The organism is Rhizobium sp. KNZ2-6A (assembly GCF_056755475.1).
This window is the reverse complement of sequence record NZ_JBNDIC010000022.1, coordinates 71,739-90,656: the sequence shown is the minus strand read 5'-3', so window position 1 is coordinate 90,656 and position 18,918 is coordinate 71,739. Positions and strand designations below refer to the sequence as shown.

Genomic DNA, 18,918 nt, shown 5'->3' with positions numbered 1-18,918 from the left:
AGACCCAAGCGGTTTTTGCACCGGCGGCATGGCAACATGCGCCGGCGTTTCTCATTCATGGCTCGAGCCGGTAGGGCACGTTCTGAGCTTATTTGACAACGCGAATCTTCAAGGTGTGCTCGGCAACACCATTTGCCGCATTCAACCCTGTCATCCGGATCGTGAATTGATCGGTGCCGGTAAAGCCGGCATCGGGCGTATAGTAGACGATGGTACCCTCCGCCGATTTGCCATTGCACATATGCATGGGATCATCGCTCGGGAAATGCGCCTTGACGGCTCCGTGCGTGATCTCGACCTTGCCGTGGCTGCTTGGCTTGATGACGGCGGTATAGGGATAGGATGCGAACGTGCAGTCAGGTTTCAGAAACGAAACCGACATGACCTGGGTTCTCTTGCCCGCGCGAATGCTTCCATTCGTCTCCGTTTGTTTTGCGCCGCCGATCGGAGCGCTGACGCAGCCGGAAAGCGCTACGCCGGCGCCAAGGAGGAGACCTAGGGAAATCAGGGATATGGTCTTCATTCGTTGCTCTTTTTGGGAAACAGGGGCTGCGAAACGGCCGGCGAAAGAAACGGCCGACTTTACCTAGGTCAGCCATTACCTATGATTGAGTAACTTAAACATCAATTAAATCACCGCGACAGATTACCGCATGCCCGTCGCCGCCGCCCACGCAACCTGAATTTGGCTCTTTCACCAAATTCAGCGTCTTGTGGTTAAGAGAGCGGTAACGCGATCCGAATAATTTGCGGCAACTCGGGGGCTGCGTTCATAGCCCTTTGTATTGCGTATCATGGAGTTGCAGTGTGTTTGCAAAGTCGCGTTTTCTTTTCATTTTCGGCCTCTCCGTCGCCTATGCAGGCGCCGCCTCCGCGGGTGATGGCCAGCATTTCTGGTCGGGTGACTGGTACTTAAGCGTCGGTGCAGCCGGTTTCTCCGCGCCGAAATTCGAAGGCGGCAAGCACAACAAGCTGCAGTGGTCGCCGCTGGTCTCGATCGGCCGGCAGGGTCCCGGCCCACGCTTTTCCTCGCGCAACGACAATCCGTCCTTCGCGCTGATCGAGAGCGATGCCTTCCGCGTCGGTATCGTCGGCAAGTTCGTGCCGAGCCGCGACAGCAGCGACGGGCGCGAATTGAGGGGGCTGAAGAAGGTGAAATGGGGTGCTGAGGCCGGTGGTTTCGCCGAAGCCTATCCGACCGATTGGCTGCGCGCCCGCATCGAAGTCCGGCAGGGCATTCGCTCTCATAGCGGCCTCGTCGCCGATACGGCCATCGATGCCTTTACCGACATTACGCCGGAGCTGCGCCTCTCGGGCGGTCCGCGCATGACGATGGCCACCAACGACTACTTCAACACCTATTACGGTGTCGACGCGCGTGAATCGGCCGCTTCCGGCCTCAGCCGCTACAATCCGGGCGGCGGGGTGAAGTCCGTCGGTGTCGGCGGCGCCTTGACCTGGAAGGCATCCGAAAACTGGACCACCAGCACCTTCCTGGAATATACCCGGCTTACCGGCCCGGCTGCCGACAGCAGCCTCGTGCGCGAGCGCGGCGACCGCAACCAGCTGCTGATCGGCCTCTCGGCCAGCTACAAGTTCAATTTCACCACGCATTGAGAAATAGGTGGGGCCAGAGCATGATACCGAAAAGCGTTTGAGCGGTTTTCGGACGACATCATGCTCTAATTCTTTGATTTTAGAGCGGACTTCAGATTTCAGGTGGTTGCGACCTGAAATCATCCGGCTCTAAAGCCCCGCCGCTTGACCTCGGGCGCCGGATGTCACTACTACTCGCCTATGCAAAACACAGGCGACAATGGGCGCGTTGCTGACGCGCCATCCGGCAACTGGGTCTATCGCGTCCTGCCTCCGTGGCTGTGGCCCTACGCCCAGCTTGCGCGCTGGGACAGGCCGATCGGCTGGGAGCTCCTGATGTGGCCGTGCTTCTGGTCGGTCGCGTTGGCGGCCAATGCCTCGGTCGCCATGGGGCATGGCTCGCCGGGCTTCGTGGTGATCTATCACCTCTTCCTCTATTTCATCGGCGCCGTCGCCATGCGCGGCGCCGGCTGCGCCTATAATGATCTGGTCGATCATGAGATCGACATGTCGGTCGCGCGCACGCGCTCGCGCCCGCTGCCATCGGGCCGCGTGACGCGCGCGCAGACCAAAGCCTTCATCGCGCTACAGGCCTTGGTCGGTCTGCTGGTGCTGCTGCAGTTCAATTGGTTTGCGGTCGTTCTCGGCATATTGTCGCTTGCCATCGTCGCGCTCTATCCTTTTGCAAAGCGCTTCACCGACTGGCCGCAATTCTTCCTGGGCCTTGCCTTTTCCTGGGGCGCGCTGATGGGCTGGGCAGGCCTTTTCGGCAGCCTGTCGCTTGCCCCGATCGTGCTCTATCTCGCCTCCATCCTCTGGACGATCGGCTACGACACGATCTACGCGCATCAGGACAAGGAAGACGATGAACTCATCGGTGTGCGCTCGACCGCCCGGCTCTTCGGTGACCAGACGCGCCTCTGGCTGGTCGGCCTTTATGGTGCGACATTGCTGCTGATGCTGATGTCCTTCGCGCTGGCCGGAACGAGCTGGCTTGCCTATCTCGGCCTGCTTGTCGCCGGCGGCATGTTCGCCTACCAGATTGCCGTGCTTGACATCAAAGATGGCGAGCAGTGCCTTGCCTTGTTCAAATCGAACAATCGTGTCGGGCTGATCATCTTTGCCGGTCTCTTCCTGTCGTTCCTGTTTCTGATTCCGTAAGGGGACTGGATCCGGCGCATGCGGTTCTTGAGGACTCGTCATGGCATGTGAAATCCGTTTGGCATCCGAGGCGGATGCCGAAGCCATCAGCGGCGTGATCCTTGCAGCACTTCGTGAGACCAATGCGAAAGATTACCCTCCGCATGTCATCGATCGTGTTGCCGAAGGTTTCAATCCCGCAGCCGTGCGCAAGCTGCTGGGCGGTCGTTCGGTCTTCGTGGCGATCGACGACGGAAGCATTATCGGCACTGCCAGCCTCGACGGCGCCGTCGTGCGTACGGTGTTCGTCTCTCCTTCCGCGCAAAGGCGCGGTATTGGCGCCAGCCTCATGGCTGCAATCGAACATGCCGCTATAGCGCGGGACATCGTCACCTTGTCCGTCCCCTCGTCCGTTACCGCGCAGGGCTTCTACGAGAAGATCGGTTTCAATGTCGTCGGCGATAGTTTCTATGGCGATGAACGGACTGTCGTCATGGAGCGTTCGCTGGCGCCATAAAAGAATTCGGCCGCGGGATTGTTCGTCCCACGGCCGGTCTTTCTGAATGACCAGATTTCGAGCCGATGCGGCTCAATGCCTTGCGATGATCTCGCGGCCTTCGATCTTCATCTTGACGCCGAGCTTGCCCGTCGTGCGGCGCACGAGGAAGCGCGGGCGGCGATCGGCGAAATAGGAGTGGCGGCGACGCGGCTGGCTGTCCTGCGAGCGGACGCCGCCGAGATGTTCTTCGAGCGGACGGGCAACGCCGTCGGCTTCGATCATCAGCATCGGAATGCGGAAGGCTTCCGACCAAGAACGCCAGTCGGCGGCAATATCGCTGAGGTCGTGGGCGACGAGAAGGGGGATGCAGAGATCCGGATCGGAATGATGCAGTTCCAGCGTCACGGTGACTTCACCGTCGCCATGGTCGATGGCGCGGGCGGCGACACCCTTGAAGGCCCGTTTCGGCAGGGCAACGGACAACGGCAGGCCGCTGGACGGCAGGATCTTGCGCAGCACCGCGCCGCGCTCGTCGATCGTAATGGTGACATCACCTACGGCACCTTGCATGGCGTAGCTGACCTGTTGCGGGAAACGCGCAGGATCAAGCCGCAGTGTGGTTCCAGCCCAATCGGGCTTCAGGACGGTATTTGTCATCGATTTTCTACCCTTGCTTTACCTGAGAGCCGGTTGTTCCGGTCTTCTCTCGGAGAACTTTTGTCCTCTCGTTGTTGGGCAGATTAGGCGCCGTCCCTTCCAGACAGCTTAAAAATCGAGGTTAAGAAAACTTTGCGTCCTCAAATGGTTAGCAAAATCGGATGCATCAGGGTTTCCATAAGATGAACACACGGCAGGGCAGTGCGCCAATATAGTGCACGCATAAGGCGAGGCCGTGTAAGTCTCAGGTAAGGTTTATATGCAATAATGACAACTAGATTCGTCCCCTTTATTAGAGATCTATTGGGATTCTGCTGATGATTTCCACTTATCTTGGTTATACGATCGCAACCAGAGATATGGCGACCTCGCTCAACCAGGTGGCATCGCAGTCGCAAAACAAGCGCTTGATCGACTATTACAAGGCCAATATCGGCAAAGTAACCGATGTCGATGACTTCCTGAATGACTATCAGCTATACAGTTACGCCATGGAAGCCTACGGGCTTTCGGATATGACCTATGCCAAGGCCTTTATGAAACAGGTGCTGACGAGCGACCTCAGCGACTCCAGCAGTTTCGCCAACAAGCTCACCGATCCGCGCTACAAGCAGTTCGCCGCCGCGTTCAATTTCGGCACGGGCAGCACGAATACGGCACAGACCGGCGCACAGGAAGACGATCTCATCGGGCTTTATCAGCAGTCGTTTACGAATGAGGAGACGGCCGCGGCGGCCGAAACGAGTTATTACAGCCAGAATGTCAGCTCCGTTAAGACGGTCGACGATCTCCTCGGCAATACCCGCCTGCGCAACTATGTCCTGCAGGCCTATGGCATCGACCCGACCTACGCGTCGAACTCCATTCTGAAGCAGATGCTGACGAGCGATACCAGCGACCCCAACAGCTATGTCAATCAGAACGGCAGCGCCGCCGACAAGGCCCTTGTAGCGGAATTCAATTTCAATGCCGACGGCACGGTCAAGACATCGACGGCCGATAGCGATACGGCCTATTACCAGGTCAATATCGGCAAGATCACCTCCGTCGATCAGTTGACGTCCAACCCGCAGCTGTTTCAATACGTCAAGACGGCATTCGATATCCCCGCCTACATCACGGCCGATCAGTTCAACGCTTCGGCCAAGGATGCGGGTACGGCGACTTCGAACGGGCTGACCGATGTCATGGCGCAGTTCAATTTCCAGAGCGATGGAACGGTCGCCTCCGGCTCGCAGGCGCAGACCGCAGGTCAGATCAGCGCCACGACGACGGCCTATACCGCGAACTATCCGGGAGGCCCCCAGACCCTCGGCCAGCAGGCCGACGTGATGAGCGCCTATAATTCCACCGTGCCCTCGTTCGTCACGAGGGTCGGTGCGGCCGACAATGACCTTTACTACAAGAACCACATCGGTTCGATCACCTCCGTGGACCAGTTGACCTCGGATACGCGCCTCTTCGACTACATCAAGCAGGCCTACAACATCGATCCGACGACACCAGCGGTCGTCTTCAAGAACGCCTTCGCCGATCCATCGACCGCCGCCATCTTCGGCCTGACCGATGTCGTTTCGCAGTTCAATTTCCAATCGGACGGCACGCTCGCCTCCGGCCAGACCGCGCAGTCGCAGGATGAGATCGACGCGGCCTCCAAGGCCTATATGAGCACCTACAAGTCGTCGCAGTCGACGCTGACGACGGATGCCGTCAACAACTACAAGAACCGCATCACCGACGTGAAGACCATCAAGGATTTCTTTGCGAGCAACACGAGCGACAGCGATTCTTCCAACGATAGTGCGCCGGAACTCTACCAGATGGCGCTGCGTGCCTATGGGATCGGCGACAATGAAGTCACTAAGTCGCAGCTGACGAAGATCCTCGAAAGCGATCCCTACGATCCGAAGAGCTATGTCAATTCGCTCAAGGATCCTCGTCTCACCGAACTTGCCAAGGCCTTCAACTTCGATAGCAAAGGCAATCTGAAGCCGCCGGTCCAGTCCCTGTCGCAGGCGCAAGTCAACAGCTATATCTCGCAATATTCCAGCCGCGCCACGACCGGGCTGACGGGCGCGGAGCTGACCAAGGCGACGAACGACGCCAAGGACGCAGGCACCTATTTTGCGACCAATATCGTCAAGGTCACCAGCGTCAAGGATCTGCTGGCCGATAGCAAGCTGACCAATTTCATCCTGAAAGCTAACGACATCGATCCGAAGAGCGTCGATACGGCGACGTTGAAGAAGGCGTTTGCTTCCGATCCGTCCGATTCGAAGAGCTTCATCAACACGGATGACGGCGCCAAGTTCAAGAGCATCGTCGAGGCGTTCAATTTCGATACCGACGGAAACCTGACCGACGGCAAGCTCGGCACGGCGCAAAACCAGGGTGCTCTTGCCGCCACCAATGATCTTTACCTCCATCAGACGCTGGAGGATCAGGAAGGTGAGACCAATGCCGGCGTGCGCCTGGCCCTCTACTTCCAGCGCAAGGCTCCGGATATCAATTCGGTTTACGACATCATGGGCGATTCGGCACTTTATGAGGTCATCACCACGACCTACAATCTGCCGAGTTCGATCTCCAACATGGATGTCGACACCCAGGCCAAGATGCTGAGCAAATTCATCGACGTCACCGACCTGCAGGACCCCGACAAGGTCAACAAGCTGCTGCAGCGCTTCTCCGCGATGTACGACCTCGAGAACAATACGACCTCCTCGACATCTCCGGCGCTTTCGATTCTCAGCGGCTCCTCTTCCAGCGCCGGCATCAGCGCCGACACGCTGCTTTCCATCGCGCAGCTGTCCTCATCGCGCTGATGGGCCCGACAAAAAATTTAACCTGTCTCATTGCCGCACTTCCGTGCGGCTGAGCTGCGTCATGCCCTTGTTCCCACAGAGATTTCGAGAATATTCGGACATGTTTTCCGGGTGCGGAATGGCTGCTTTCCACAAGCGCAGGAAGGAACTTATTAACCATCCTTGCCCTATTCGATTTGAGAAGCCAACGGCGATATCAATGACTGGGTTGCAGGTCTCATGCGTCTTTCCCGAACGACACTTTCCAATGCGTCTCAAGGCGTCCAGCCTGAAGGCGATCTCGACCCGGAACAGGCTGCCGAAGAGGCGCGCCGGACGGAGCAGATCGCTGCTCGCCGCGCCTTCCTGGAAGAGAAGATTCGCAACGCCCGCGAAGCCAAGCGCAAGGCTGAAGAGCAGCGCCGCGCCGAGGAAAAACGCCTTACCGAAGAGGTAAGGAGGCGCACCGCCGCCGCGCCACCGCCGGTCGTGGAAGCGCTGCAGGCAGCCGCCGCTACGAGCGAACAGGAAATGGCCGTTCTGCCGCAGGGAATATCTGCGGAAGATCTCGCATCGCCCGGCTGGCAGAATGCGTTCCTGATGGGTCCGAACGTGCGTTTCACCCGCACACGCGAAAACGAAATCATCAGCCGTCGCCCGCCGGCCGAGCCGAAGCCCGAGGTCCGGCAACAGGTCTCCACACACGCTACCATGCGGGTGATGGAAGCCCCGGTCGTCGAGCCCGCTGCGACCCCGGCTGCAACCATCATCGTTCCGCCCACACGGCCGGATGAGTTCCATCTGCCACCGCTCGAGGACATGCCGCTGGTGGTGGGAAGCTACATACCGACAGTAATTCAGAATTCCCCGGCAACCGAGCCGGACGCATTGGAGATGACCGTTATCGCTACCGCATTTTCGAAAGCTCCCGCGATCGCGCTGGATGCTTCACCCGTACAGTCAAGTGTTCCCGAGTCCCTAGCCGCGCCTGTGGTCGAGTCGCGTCTGGTCCATCTTTCCGATTTCGCCTTCTGGGATGCGATGCCGTTCGATGGCGAATTCGTCTCTGCCCTCAAGGGCGAGCCGAAGCAGCCGGCGACGCCCAAGCCGGAAGTCGATGCCGAATTGATCATCGCCAAGTTCCGCGTCGTCGAGTGCCGCCGCCCGGTTGCCGCCGTCGAGCCGCAGCCCATTGTGGTGCCGTCTCCGGCAGTCGAGATCGCAGCTCACGTCGAAACCGTTTCCAGACCGTCAGCAGCAGATATCAGCACGCCGGCCATGGACGAGCTTGCCGCGCTTGAGGCTGCCGTTCTGGCCCCTGTTGTCGAGGCGGCCCCCGTCATCGTCGAAGCATCCGCTGCCGAGCCGCAGGCTATGCCAGCGCCGACCGAAACATTCGTGCCGCCCGCTTTCGTAGCCGCGGTCTACGGTGCTGACGCCGCTCCTGTCGCTGAAACTCGACCCGCGCCCGTCATGGTCGTGGCGCCGATGCCGACCAAGGTCGCGGCCCCTGCGCCTGCCGAGCCGATTGCCAAGGCTACGCCGGCCATTCCCGCCGTCGAAGCCGCAGCCCAGCGCCTGATCGATACGCCGCCGTCACGGGTCGCGCCGCGTCGCCCTGCGTCGCTGGCGCCGCCCGAGTGGCGGCCGATCGCTCCCAGCGTTGATGGCGAATACGAGCTGCCGCCGCGCGAACTGCTGCAGGAACCCGTTGCCCGTTCCGGCGTGATCATGACTCAGGAAACTCTGGAGCAGAATGCCGGCCTGCTGGAAAGCGTGCTTGAGGATTTCGGCGTCAAGGGCGAGATCATCCACGTCCGTCCCGGCCCGGTCGTCACGCTCTATGAATTCGAGCCGGCGCCAGGCGTCAAATCCTCGCGCGTTATCAATCTTGCAGACGATATCGCCCGCTCGATGTCGGCTCTGTCGGCCCGCGTCGCCGTCGTTCCCGGCCGCAACGTCATCGGCATCGAGCTGCCGAACGTCAACCGCGAGACCGTCTATTTCCGCGAGATGATCGATTCGCCGGATTTCGAGAAGAGCGGCTACAAGCTGGCGCTCGGCCTCGGCAAGACGATCGGCGGTGAGCCTGTCATCGCCGAACTCGCGAAAATGCCACATCTGCTCGTCGCCGGCACCACCGGTTCGGGCAAGTCGGTCGCCATCAACACCATGATCCTGTCGCTGCTCTATCGCATGACGCCGGAACAGTGCCGCCTGATCATGGTCGATCCGAAGATGCTCGAGCTTTCCGTCTATGACGGCATTCCGCACCTCCTGACCCCCGTCGTCACCGATCCCAAGAAGGCCGTGATGGCGCTGAAGTGGGCGGTGCGCGAGATGGAGGATCGCTACAAGAAGATGTCGCGCCTCGGCGTTCGCAATATCGACGGCTACAACAGCCGCGTTGCCTCCGCCAAGGAAAAGGGCGAGACGATCCACGTCATGGTCCAGACCGGCTTCGACAAGGGCACCGGTGCCCCGATCGAGGAGAGCCAAGAAATGGACCTGACGCCGATGCCCTATATCGTCGTCATCGTCGACGAAATGGCCGACCTGATGATGGTCGCCGGTAAGGAGATCGAAGGCGCGATCCAGCGTCTGGCGCAGATGGCGCGTGCCGCCGGCATCCATTTGATCATGGCGACGCAGCGTCCGTCGGTCGATGTCATCACCGGCACGATCAAGGCGAACTTCCCGACGCGCATCTCCTTCCAGGTGACGTCGAAGATCGACAGCCGCACCATCCTCGGCGAGCAGGGAGCCGAACAGCTCCTCGGCCAGGGCGATATGCTGCATATGGCTGGCGGTGGCCGCATCTCCCGCGTTCACGGTCCCTTCGTGTCCGACGAGGAAGTCGAAAAGGTTGTGGCACATCTGAAGCTGCAGGGTCGTCCGGAATATCTGGATACGGTCACCGCCGACGAGGACGAGGAAGACGAGGAAGAAGATACGGCTGTCTTCGACAAGGGCGCGATTGCCTCGGAAGACGGTGACGATCTCTACGAGCAGGCGATCAAGGTGGTCATGCGCGACAAGAAGTGCTCGACCTCTTACATCCAGCGCCGCCTCGGCATCGGCTACAACCGCGCTGCATCGCTCGTCGAGCGCATGGAAAAGGACGGCCTGGTCGGCCCCGCCAACCATGTCGGCAAACGCGAGATCATCACGGGCAACCGCAACGGCAGCGGCAATTCGGGCAACGAGGATTTTGAGTGATATAATTGGGGGATGACATTTGCTGCGGTCGTCGCGGAGAGTGTGCACCCCCCTCTGTCACTTTCGTGACATCTCCCCCACAAGGGGGGGAGATTGGTGACTGGCGGCCTATGCTTGCTCCAAAAAACATCGCATCCGCGGAGACCAAAGCATGATGGTTTGCTAAGGCGGTGCAACACGCTCCCAACAATCTCCCCCCTTGTGGGGGAGATGTCACGTCAGTGACAGAGGGGGGTATCAGAGGCTCAGCATACTCAGAACTAACTTCTTCCTATGCATAGCGCATCAGGTCGATCTCGATATCAAACACGCTCAAGCTTGATATGCGGCAACGGCGGCAGCTCGACGCGGATCGCATCGTTGCGCTGTACACGACCGCCTTGCGAGACGATGCCCATGATGCCGGCCTTGCGGATCAGACCGCCCTCGGCATCCTTGTCGAGCACCGCATGCAGCATGCCCTTTTGAAAATTGTCGATCTGCTTGCAGGGATTGCGCAGGCCCGTCACCTCGACGATTGCATCCTCGCCGATATGCAGGCGCGTGCCCTGGGGCAGGGAAAGCAGGTCGATCCCTCTGGTCGAGATGTTCTCGCCCATGTCGCCCGGCGCGACGGAAAATCCCTTTTCGGTGAGCTCGTCGAACAGTTCTTCGTGGATGATATGCACCTGGCGCAGATTGGGCTGTGTCGGATCGACCGCGACGCGCGAGCGATGCTTCACCGTCACCCCCATATGCGCGTCGCCTTCCACGCCGAGCCCCGTCAGTAGCTGAATGTGATCCTTGCTCTGCTTGCTGAACTCATGCACGCCGCTGCTGCTGACTGACGTCACATATACGCGCTTGTCGTCCATGCTGAGCCCTTCCATGACAACCTAGATTCAGAGCGTGTCTCGCCGCCGTTAAGGCAGCCGACCAGCTCTCATACCTTGAGGACCTTCCCTGGATTCATGATGCCGGCCGGGTCGAAGGCCGTCTTGATCCGGCGCATCAGGTCCATCTCGATATCCGAGCGGATCGACGCCAGCTCGTCGCGCTTCAACTGGCCGATGCCGTGCTCGGCGGAGATCGAGCCGCCATGCCGAAGCACCAGTCCGTGCACGATCTTGTTGATCTCGCGCCAGCGGCCGATGAACTCCACCTTGTCGGCACCGACGGGCTGCGAGATATTGTAGTGGATATTGCCGTCGCCCATGTGGCCGAAGGCGCAGACGCGGGCGCCCGGCATGGCGGCGACCACAGCCTTTTCGGCTTCCGCCATGAATTGCGGGATCTGCGCCACGGGCACGGAAACATCGTGCTTGATCGAGCCGCCTTCCGGCTTCTGCGCGTCCGACATGCTTTCGCGCATGTGCCAGATGGCCTTCTGCTGTGCCTCGGAACTGGCGATGGCCGCATCCTGGATTAGGCCGTCCTCGTAACCCTGTTCCAGCAACGCCGTCATCATCCGCTCAGCCGTTTCGGCCGAATCCGAGGTGGAGATGTCGATCAGCACATACCAGGGGTGAGCCGTCTCCAGCGGATCGCGCACGCCGGGAATATGTCGCGTGGTGAACTCCACGCCGATGCGCGGCATCAGCTCGAAGCCGGTCAGCGCCGCGCCGCAGAGGCTGGAGGCATTCTTGAACAGGGTCAGCGCGTCGTCGACCGATTGCAGGCCGGCAAAGGCGACCTGATGGCCGAGCGGCTGCGGAAAGAGCTTCAGCACGGCGCCGGTGATGACGCCGAGCGTGCCTTCTGCGCCGATGAAGAGGTCGCGCAGATCGTAGCCGGTGTTGTCCTTCTTCAGGCGACGCAAGCCATTCCAGATCTCGCCGGTGGGCAGCACGACTTCGAGGCCGAGGCAGAGCTGGCGCATGTTGCCATAGGCGAGAACAGCCGTGCCGCCGGCATTGGTGGAAAGGTTGCCGGCGATGCGGCAGGAACCTTCCGAGCCGAGGGAAAGCGGAAACATGCGGCCATGCTCGGCCGCTGCCTTATGGACATCGGCGAGAACACAGCCGCCATCGACAACAATCGTGTTGCCGACCGGATCGATATCGCGGACGCGGTTCATGCGTTCCAGCGACAGGATGATGTCCGAGCCGCCCTCGCGTGGCGTCTGGCCGCCGACAAGGCCGGTATTACCGGTCTGCGGAACGATGGCTGCGCCGGTCTCGCTGGCAAGCTTGAGGATCGCGGAAACCTCTTCGACCGAGCCCGGTTTCAGCAGCATCGGCGAAGCGCCGTGATAGAGACCCCGATTTTCCACCAGATGCGGCGCGATCTCCGCTGGGTCTCCCACAGCATGCTTTTCGCCGACGATGGCGGCGAAGCGGTCGAGGAGGGCGGAAGAAGGGGCGGAGTTGCTCATGGCGTATCCTTTGCCGGATTTAGTCTCTGGGCGCTGCTGCGCGGCGCAGCCGGTCGTTGATGGCCTCGCCGAGGCCCTCGTCGGGAATATGCGAAAAGGCGATGGTCTCCGCACCCGTGGCATCGGCGCGCTTCATGAAGTCGAAGAGGTTTGCGGCAGCTTCCGAAAGATCGCCGGTGGCGCTCAGATCGAGCACGGCAATAGCCTTTTCGATGCCGGCAATATCAGGCGTCCCGAAGCGGATCAGCGCCTCGTTTGCGGAAACCTCCATCGCGTCGAGCCGCACCGCTGCTCCCGGCGCATAATGCGAGGCGAGCATGCCGGGCGCCTCGATGGCAGCGGAGGCCTTCTTCTTGCGCTTCAGCGCCTTGCCCGCCACCCGCTCGATCTCGCTTGCCGCGAGGCCGCCCGGTCGCAGCAGGCGCATCTCTCCATCCTCGACCTTGACGATGGTCGACTCCACGCCGACGACCGAGGCCCCGGCATCGAGAATGAGGGTAATGCGCTCACCGAGATCGTCATGGACATGGTCGGCGCTGGTGGCGCTGATCTTGCCCGACGTATTGGCGCTCGGCGCGGCAAGCGGTCGGTCGAAGGCGCGGATCAGCTCGCCGGCAAAGCCCTGGGGCACACGGATGCCGACCGTATCGAGCCCGGCGGTCGCCAGCGGATGGATGCCGCTATCAGGCTTGAGCGGCAGAACCAGCGTCAGTGGGCCGGGCCAGAAAGCTTCCGCCAGCTTGCGCGAGATCGGGTCGAAGATGGCATAGCGCTCCGCCATGGCAAGGTCGCTCATGTGGCAGATCAGCGGATTGAAGCGCGGACGTCCCTTCGTCTCGTAGATCCGGGTAATGGCGGCAGGATTGGTAGCATCGGCTGCAAGGCCGTAGACCGTCTCCGTCGGCAGGCCGATCGGCAGACCCTGGGCAAGCGTTGCCGTCGCGACCTCAATCGCCGTTTGCGGATGTTCGAGAATATCTATGTGTCGTGCCATGGCCTGCCTGCTTGCAGTTCAGGCCGTTCTTATGCTCTTCGAGTTTTCGGATCAATCGTCAAAGCTGGCGAATGATATCGCGAAGCTGCTCGTTGCGGGCGCCGAGGAGGAGAACATTGCGGATGGCGATCTGCGGATCGTGAGTGTGGAACAGCACGCCGTTGCCTCTGACGTCGCGGTTGATCGTCAGCTTCTTGTCTTCGGCTTCCTTGTCCGGATGGATCGCGACGGCGAAATACAGCCGCGAATATTTGAGGCTGATGTCCTCGAAGAAGTTCTCTTCCTGGCCGATGCGGGCAAAGAAGTTGGCGATGTAGAAGGCCCAGTTCACTTCCTCATATCGCGCGAACTGGGTCCGCGCGGCGGTAACGTGACAATAGCCGAGATGCGGCGTGTCCTTCAGCGTGTGATGAAAGATGAGCTTCGGAAAGCGGATGGACTTGTGGAAATTGTTGAGCCGGTCATGGGTCTTTTCGCCGGCGTCCCGGAGCTTCAGCGCCGTGCGTTCGGCCACCTGTTCATGGGTCAGGTATTCCCGCTCTTCCGCCAGCCAATGCGGCCTGTTGCGGTTGATGCGGCCGGTGCGCAGGAATTCGCTGTAGCCCGTCGTCGATACCGCTGCCGCCGGTTCGGGCTCGGCGGGCTTCCCAGCGTCGAAATATCTGAGTTTGGCCATGCCGGATCTCGCTGTAAATCTCTTTAGGCGACATGATGGATCACGGAGCTTGAGCCGAGCTTGATCGCACTGAGCCGAAGGCTCCCGATGGCGGCTCTGCGGGCGCTCTCCGCCGCCCAGTCATTCCCCTGATTATCGGCCGTTCGAGGACCTGTCGCAATCAGGATAAGGCGTCGTTGACGGAATGCGTATGCGATGCGCGGGCCATCTCCTATGCAAGCGCCTAAGAGATTGAACCGTCTCTCTATATTGTCACGATATGCAACCGTCCCATCATCCGGTTTCGCTTGTCGTCAATTTCGAAGCCGATGTCGCATTGCAGCACAGCGGCCGATCGGGCCGAGGGATATGATGACATCAATCTCAAGGTGCCGTCTGCTAGGGAGACGGAGAATTGGGAAGCCGGTCAAAATCCGGCGCTGCCCCCGCAACGGTGGTGGAGTAAGGCATGGCGAATTAAGCCACTGGGTCGATCGACCTGGGAAGGTGCCATGGGGCTCTGGAAACAGGGCCGCTCCAGAGCCCGGAAACCAGCCTTGGGCACATATGGTTTACTGACCGCGGCGGGCGGTCGGGACATTGCTTTCGGCTGTCTTCAACCGGCCGTGCATGTCCTTCGCCCGTTTCCTGGTACTGCGAAGGATAGGCAAATGGATATCGGCAGCAAAGTTCTGCGGCAATTGAAGAACCACCGGACGGGTTTGAGTCTGGAACAACCATTCTATACCGATCCGGATTACTTCAAGCTCGATATGGAGACGATCTACTATCGCGACTGGCTGTTCATCGGCCATGATTGTGAAGTGCCGCGCGCGGGCAATTATTTCACCGTCCAGATCGGCGATTATCCCGTCGTGATCGTTCGTGGCCGCGATCAGGTCATCCGCGCCTTCCACAACAGCTGTCGCCATCGCGGCTCGCGCGTCTGCACGACCGAGCGCGGCTCCTCGGCGAAGCTTGTCTGCCCCTATCACCAGTGGACCTATGAGCTCGACGGCTCGCTGCTCTTTGCCCGCCAGATGGCGGAGGATTTCGACAAGAGCCAGCATTCGCTAAAGCCGGTTCATTGTGAAAGCGTCGGCGGCTACATCTTCATCTGCCTCGCGCAGAACGCTCCGGATTTCGCGCCGGTTCGCGCGACGATCGAGCCTTACATGGCACCGCACCGCATCAGCGAAGCCAAGGTTGCCTTCCAGAGCACCATCATCGAAAAGGGCAACTGGAAGCTCGTCTGGGAAAACAACCGCGAGTGCTACCATTGCGCGGCCAATCACCCGGAACTTTGCCGCACCTTCCCGGAAGCGCCGACCGTTACCGGCGTGCAGGGCGCGATGAACGACCCCGTCATCACCGAGCACTGGCAGCGCTGCGAAGCGGCCGGCCTGCCGAGCGAATTCAAGATCTCGCCGGATGGTCAGTTCCGCGCCGCGCGCATGCCGCTGATCGAGGGGGCCGAGAGCTACACCATGTCCGGCCAGAATGCCGTCAGGCGGCCGCTTTCACCCGATGTGACGATCAATGGCATCGGCACCATGCTGTTGTTCCATTACCCCACAACATGGAACCACATCCTCGGCGACCACGCGATTTCCTTCCGCGTCCTGCCGATCAGCGCCGAGGAAACCGCCGTCACCACCAAGTGGCTCGTCCACAAGGATGCCGTCGAGGGCGTCGATTATAATCTGGAAGAGCTGACGCACGTCTGGACCGAAACCAACGATCAGGATCGCCGTATCGTCGAGGAAAATGCCTTCGGCATCCGCTCCCCGGCCTATGAGCCCGGCCCCTATTCGGAAATCCATGAGGGCGGCGTCATGCAGTTCGTCGAATGGTACACGACGTTTATGGTCAACCGGCTGCAGGGCGACCAGGCCAAGCTTTCGGCGGTTGCCTGAGCATGAACATGACCGTCTCCCTTTCGCACCGCCACCTCGACCAGATGCAGCCCTGGAGTGACAGGCAGCATCTGCTCGAATGCCTCTCGGCAACGCCCGAAGCGCCCGACGTGATGACCTTCACGTTCCGGTCCGATAAGGACAACTGGTTCCGCTATCTGCCGGGCCAGTTCGTGACGCTGGAGTTGCCGACGGCTCCGGAGCCGGTCATGCGCACCTATACGCTCTCCTCGACGCCGTCGCGGCCCTTCTCGGTCGCCGTGACGGTGAAGGCACAGAAGGATAGCATCGGAACGCGCTGGATGTTCGAGAACCTGAAGCCGGGCATGCGCATCAAGGCTTTCGGCCCGCTCGGCGATTTCAGCCATATCCGTCATCCCGGCGAAAAATATCTCTTTGTTTCCGCCGGCTCAGGCATCACACCGATGATGTCGATGACGCGCTACATGGCCGACACGGCACCGCTGTCGGATATTACCTTCGTCAATTGTTCGCGCGGCCCGGCCGATATCATCTTCCGGTCCGAGCTCGAATATCTCGCCCGTTTCATGCCCAACCTCAATCTCGGCCTGATCGTCGAGGGTTGCGGCCGCACCGATCTCTGGTCCGGATTGAAGGGGCGCATCGACAAGGCTAAGATCGGCCTGCTGGCGCCCGATTTCATGGACCGGACGATCTTCTGCTGCGGTCCGGAAGTCTTCATGGACGCCGTGCGCTCCATGCTGGAGGCGCATGGCTTCGACATGTCGCGCTACAATCAGGAAAGCTTCCAGCCGGCGAATGCGGCAACGCCGCTTGCGGAGGTTTCCGATGATGCATCGGGCGAGGCAGCGACGACGATCCGCTTCACCATGGCCGGCAAGGATGTCGTCTGCGCGGCGGGGCAGACCGTGCTTCAGGCCGCGCGCGGCGCCGGCGTGCGCATCGGGGCAGCCTGCGAATCGGGACTCTGCGGCACATGCCGGGTGTTGAAACTCTCGGGCGAAGTCGAGATGAGCCACAATGGCGGCATTCTCGATGACGAGATCGAAGAAGGCTATATCCTCGCCTGCTGTTCGCGTCCGAAGACGGATGTCCAAGTCGAGGCCTAGAGCCGGATGATTTTAGGTCTGTTCGACCTAAAATCTGAATCCGCTTTAGAATCCAAGAAGTAGAGCATGATGTCGTCCGAAAGCCGTTCCACACTTTTCGGCATCATGCTCTAGAAATCCTGATAGTTCAGCTCGTTGATCTCGACTGGAGTCGATTGCGGCGTTGACGCCGTGACGATGGGGTCGACCATAAGCGAAACCAGCGTCTGCCGCGGCCCGTCGCAGGTCGGCGCCTGTGCGATCATCAGATCGGGCGCGGGCAGCGGCTTGGCCGGCAGGAGATCGCCCTGCGGCCAGACTTTGGCGAGCTGAACCTTCGTCATCGGCACGACGTTGACGTCGATATCGGTCAACGTGCCCGGTACGCGATAGGGACAGCTCTTCTCGGAGCAATTGTCCGAGGAAGCGAACTGCCAGATGGCATAGCTGTCCCAGTTGCCGAGCGGGAAGGTGCCTTTCACATCAGGCTTGTACCGCGCGTACCACAATGGCAGCCGCGACAGCAGCGGATAGGTGCCGCGATGGTCGGCGATGTACCGCGCTGTGTTGTGATTGACGTAGAGAATGGGGTAACGCCCGGTCCTGACCTTGATATGGGCCACGAAGATCTGGGCATCGTCGAGCGACATGAACTGCGCCGTGTCCATGCCGTCTATGTCGAGCACCATCAGCTCGTCCGGCTGCGGATCGGCATAGTCGAGAAAATGATTGGCTTGATCGATCGGGTTGCCGGGCCGCCCCAGATGATAGGCGCCCCATAACAGGCCATTCGCCTTCGCCAGCATGCGGCGGGTCTGGAACAGCTCGCGGCTGACGGCATATTTGCGCCACATCGTCCTGCAATGGGCCACCGTATCGCCGGCGTGGTCCCCGGTGCAGCTGAAGCTTTCGGGCAATCCATCGGAAGCCTTGGAGATGAAGCCCGCGATCCGTTTGTCCTGCAGAAACGCATTCCAGTCGATGGTGTTCAGCTCGTAAGCATCGACGATGAGGGCATTTTTCGGATCGGTCCAGGGCTGGCTTTCACCGGCCGAAGGCTTGGAGACCGGCCCCAGCAGGGTCAGGATCGTCAGCAAGCTGTAAATGAGGAGGTTACTCTTTCGGTATCCTTTCATGAAATAATAGTAAGGATTGCTGGTTAATCTTGGGTTAAGAACGCAATCACTATAAATTCATCGTGGAGCCCCGCGTAACTCCTTAAATTGGTAGGGATTTGAGGAACTAAATAACGCGCCGCCGCGTTTCTTGTCGTCTACTCGGATATGCGACGAAGCAGGCGGCGAAACCTTGCTCGGGAAGCATTCCCGGCATGAAACGTTATAGGCTTGAGTACCAAGTCAACCAGGGAATGGAGATGAAAATGCTTGGTTTCCGTGCAAAAATCGCGACTGTCGCCGTTACGGCCGCCGTCGCCCTGACAAGCTTCACACCGTCTTTTGCCATGCAGATGCCCGCCGCGCCGATCGTGAGTAAGGCAGCACCCACCCAGGCCGCGCCCGGCAATGTCGAACAGGTGCAGTGGCGCCATGGTGGTTACTATCGCCGCGGCTGGTATGGCGGCTATCGTGGTTATCGAGGAGGCTATCGTCACGGCTATCGCTACCATGACGGTTATTGGTTCCCGCTGGCAGCCTTCGGCGCCGGCGCTCTGATCGGCGGTGCGATCGCCAGCCAACCGCGCTATTATGAACCGGCTCCGGCCCCGAGTGTTGGTATCAATCCACGCCATGTCGACTGGTGCGAGTCGCGCTATCGTTCCTACCGTGCTTACGACAACACGTTCCAGCCGAATTCCGGCCCGCGCCGCCAGTGCTATTCGCCGTATTTCTAGAGCATTTCCATGAAAAACGCGCAGGGGTTTTCCGTCCGGAATGCGTAAAAACAAGAACATAGAGCGTTTTCGCGATTCGAAGAAAAGCAGAAATGCTCTATGCGGCGTTTCCAGAATCACCAATGCCAGCCGTCCGGTTCCCGCCGGACGGCTTTTGCATGTC

General features: G+C 60.1%; 15 protein-coding genes and 1 riboswitch. Of the genes, 8 read left to right on the top strand and 7 right to left on the bottom strand.

Translation table 11 applies throughout. The annotated features are described in order from the left end of the window. Nucleotides 1-88: 88 nt before the first annotated feature. Nucleotides 89-523: an Ig-like domain-containing protein gene (locus tag ACPYOP_RS16910; protein ID WP_481411518.1), complete on the bottom strand. Its 435-nt coding sequence runs from the start codon at nt 521-523 to the stop codon at nt 89-91. Between the two features lie 311 nt (nt 524-834). On the opposite strand from ACPYOP_RS16910, the gene ACPYOP_RS16905 reads away from it, so the two are divergent. The 3 genes from ACPYOP_RS16905 (at nt 835) to ACPYOP_RS16895 (ending at nt 3,253) form a co-directional block, all read left to right on the top strand. After that, nucleotides 835-1,617, top strand: coding sequence for a MipA/OmpV family protein (locus ACPYOP_RS16905; RefSeq protein WP_481411531.1), 783 nt, complete (start codon nt 835-837; stop codon nt 1,615-1,617). 180 nt (nt 1,618-1,797) lie between these two features. Beyond that, nucleotides 1,798-2,757, top strand: coding sequence for a 4-hydroxybenzoate octaprenyltransferase (gene ubiA / locus ACPYOP_RS16900; RefSeq protein ID WP_481411517.1), 960 nt, complete (start codon nt 1,798-1,800; stop codon nt 2,755-2,757). 40 nt (nt 2,758-2,797) lie between these two features. Beyond that, nucleotides 2,798-3,253 (top strand): N-acetyltransferase family protein, encoded by a 456-nt coding sequence (locus ACPYOP_RS16895; RefSeq protein WP_481411516.1) that lies wholly within the window; start codon nt 2,798-2,800, stop codon nt 3,251-3,253. 72 nt (nt 3,254-3,325) lie between these two features. Here the strand turns inward: ACPYOP_RS16895 and ACPYOP_RS16890 are convergent, their stop codons facing one another. Then, entirely contained in the window at nt 3,326-3,892 is a 567-nt protein-coding gene (locus ACPYOP_RS16890; RefSeq protein WP_481411515.1) for a DUF6101 family protein, read from the bottom strand. 317 nt (nt 3,893-4,209) lie between these two features. On the opposite strand from ACPYOP_RS16890, the gene ACPYOP_RS16885 reads away from it, so the two are divergent. Both ACPYOP_RS16885 and ACPYOP_RS16880 read left to right on the top strand, forming a co-directional pair. Then, nucleotides 4,210-6,717 carry a DUF1217 domain-containing protein gene (locus tag ACPYOP_RS16885; RefSeq protein ID WP_481411514.1) on the top strand — a complete coding sequence of 836 codons (2,508 nt, stop codon included), beginning with the start codon at nt 4,210-4,212 and terminating at the stop codon, nt 6,715-6,717. A 219-nt stretch (nt 6,718-6,936) separates the two neighbouring features. Next, nucleotides 6,937-9,915: a DNA translocase FtsK gene (locus tag ACPYOP_RS16880; RefSeq protein WP_481411513.1), complete on the top strand. Its 2,979-nt coding sequence runs from the start codon at nt 6,937-6,939 to the stop codon at nt 9,913-9,915. Nucleotides 9,916-10,217: 302 nt separating this feature from the next. Here the strand turns inward: ACPYOP_RS16880 and ACPYOP_RS16875 are convergent, their stop codons facing one another. The 4 genes from ACPYOP_RS16875 to ACPYOP_RS16860 all read right to left on the bottom strand — a co-directional run bounded on the left by ACPYOP_RS16875 (nt 10,218) and on the right by ACPYOP_RS16860 (nt 13,938). Next, nucleotides 10,218-10,769, bottom strand: coding sequence for an MOSC domain-containing protein (locus ACPYOP_RS16875; protein ID WP_481411512.1), 552 nt, complete (start codon nt 10,767-10,769; stop codon nt 10,218-10,220). Nucleotides 10,770-10,837: 68 nt separating this feature from the next. Next, nucleotides 10,838-12,268: an FAD-binding oxidoreductase gene (locus ACPYOP_RS16870; protein ID WP_481411511.1), complete on the bottom strand. Its 1,431-nt coding sequence runs from the start codon at nt 12,266-12,268 to the stop codon at nt 10,838-10,840. A gap of 19 nt (nt 12,269-12,287) precedes the next feature. Then, on the bottom strand, nt 12,288-13,262 hold the full coding sequence (locus ACPYOP_RS16865) for an L-threonylcarbamoyladenylate synthase (protein WP_481411510.1): 975 nt from the start codon (nt 13,260-13,262) through the stop codon (nt 12,288-12,290). Nucleotides 13,263-13,320: 58 nt separating this feature from the next. Beyond that, nucleotides 13,321-13,938: a DUF6656 family protein gene (locus ACPYOP_RS16860; RefSeq protein ID WP_481411509.1), complete on the bottom strand. Its 618-nt coding sequence runs from the start codon at nt 13,936-13,938 to the stop codon at nt 13,321-13,323. Nucleotides 13,939-14,287: 349 nt separating this feature from the next. Further along, nucleotides 14,288-14,491: riboswitch (cobalamin riboswitch) on the top strand. Between the two features lie 97 nt (nt 14,492-14,588). Between ACPYOP_RS16860 and ACPYOP_RS16855 the strand changes: the two genes are divergently transcribed. Together ACPYOP_RS16855 and ACPYOP_RS16850 are read left to right on the top strand one after the other, a co-directional pair. Next, nucleotides 14,589-15,833: an aromatic ring-hydroxylating oxygenase subunit alpha gene (locus ACPYOP_RS16855; protein ID WP_481411508.1), complete on the top strand. Its 1,245-nt coding sequence runs from the start codon at nt 14,589-14,591 to the stop codon at nt 15,831-15,833. A 2-nt stretch (nt 15,834-15,835) separates the two neighbouring features. Beyond that, nucleotides 15,836-16,924, top strand: a complete 1,089-nt coding sequence (locus tag ACPYOP_RS16850; protein ID WP_481411507.1) for an FAD-binding oxidoreductase — start codon at nt 15,836-15,838, stop codon at nt 16,922-16,924. A gap of 110 nt (nt 16,925-17,034) precedes the next feature. On the opposite strand, the gene ACPYOP_RS16845 is transcribed toward ACPYOP_RS16850, so the two are convergent. Continuing rightward, nucleotides 17,035-18,039, bottom strand: coding sequence for a glycoside hydrolase family 25 protein (locus ACPYOP_RS16845; protein WP_481411506.1), 1,005 nt, complete (start codon nt 18,037-18,039; stop codon nt 17,035-17,037). A 245-nt stretch (nt 18,040-18,284) separates the two neighbouring features. Here ACPYOP_RS16845 and ACPYOP_RS16840 point away from each other — a divergent pair, with 245 nt between their 5' ends. Next, nucleotides 18,285-18,755, top strand: coding sequence for a BA14K family protein (locus ACPYOP_RS16840; RefSeq protein ID WP_481411505.1), 471 nt, complete (start codon nt 18,285-18,287; stop codon nt 18,753-18,755). Nucleotides 18,756-18,918: the final 163 nt, after the last annotated feature.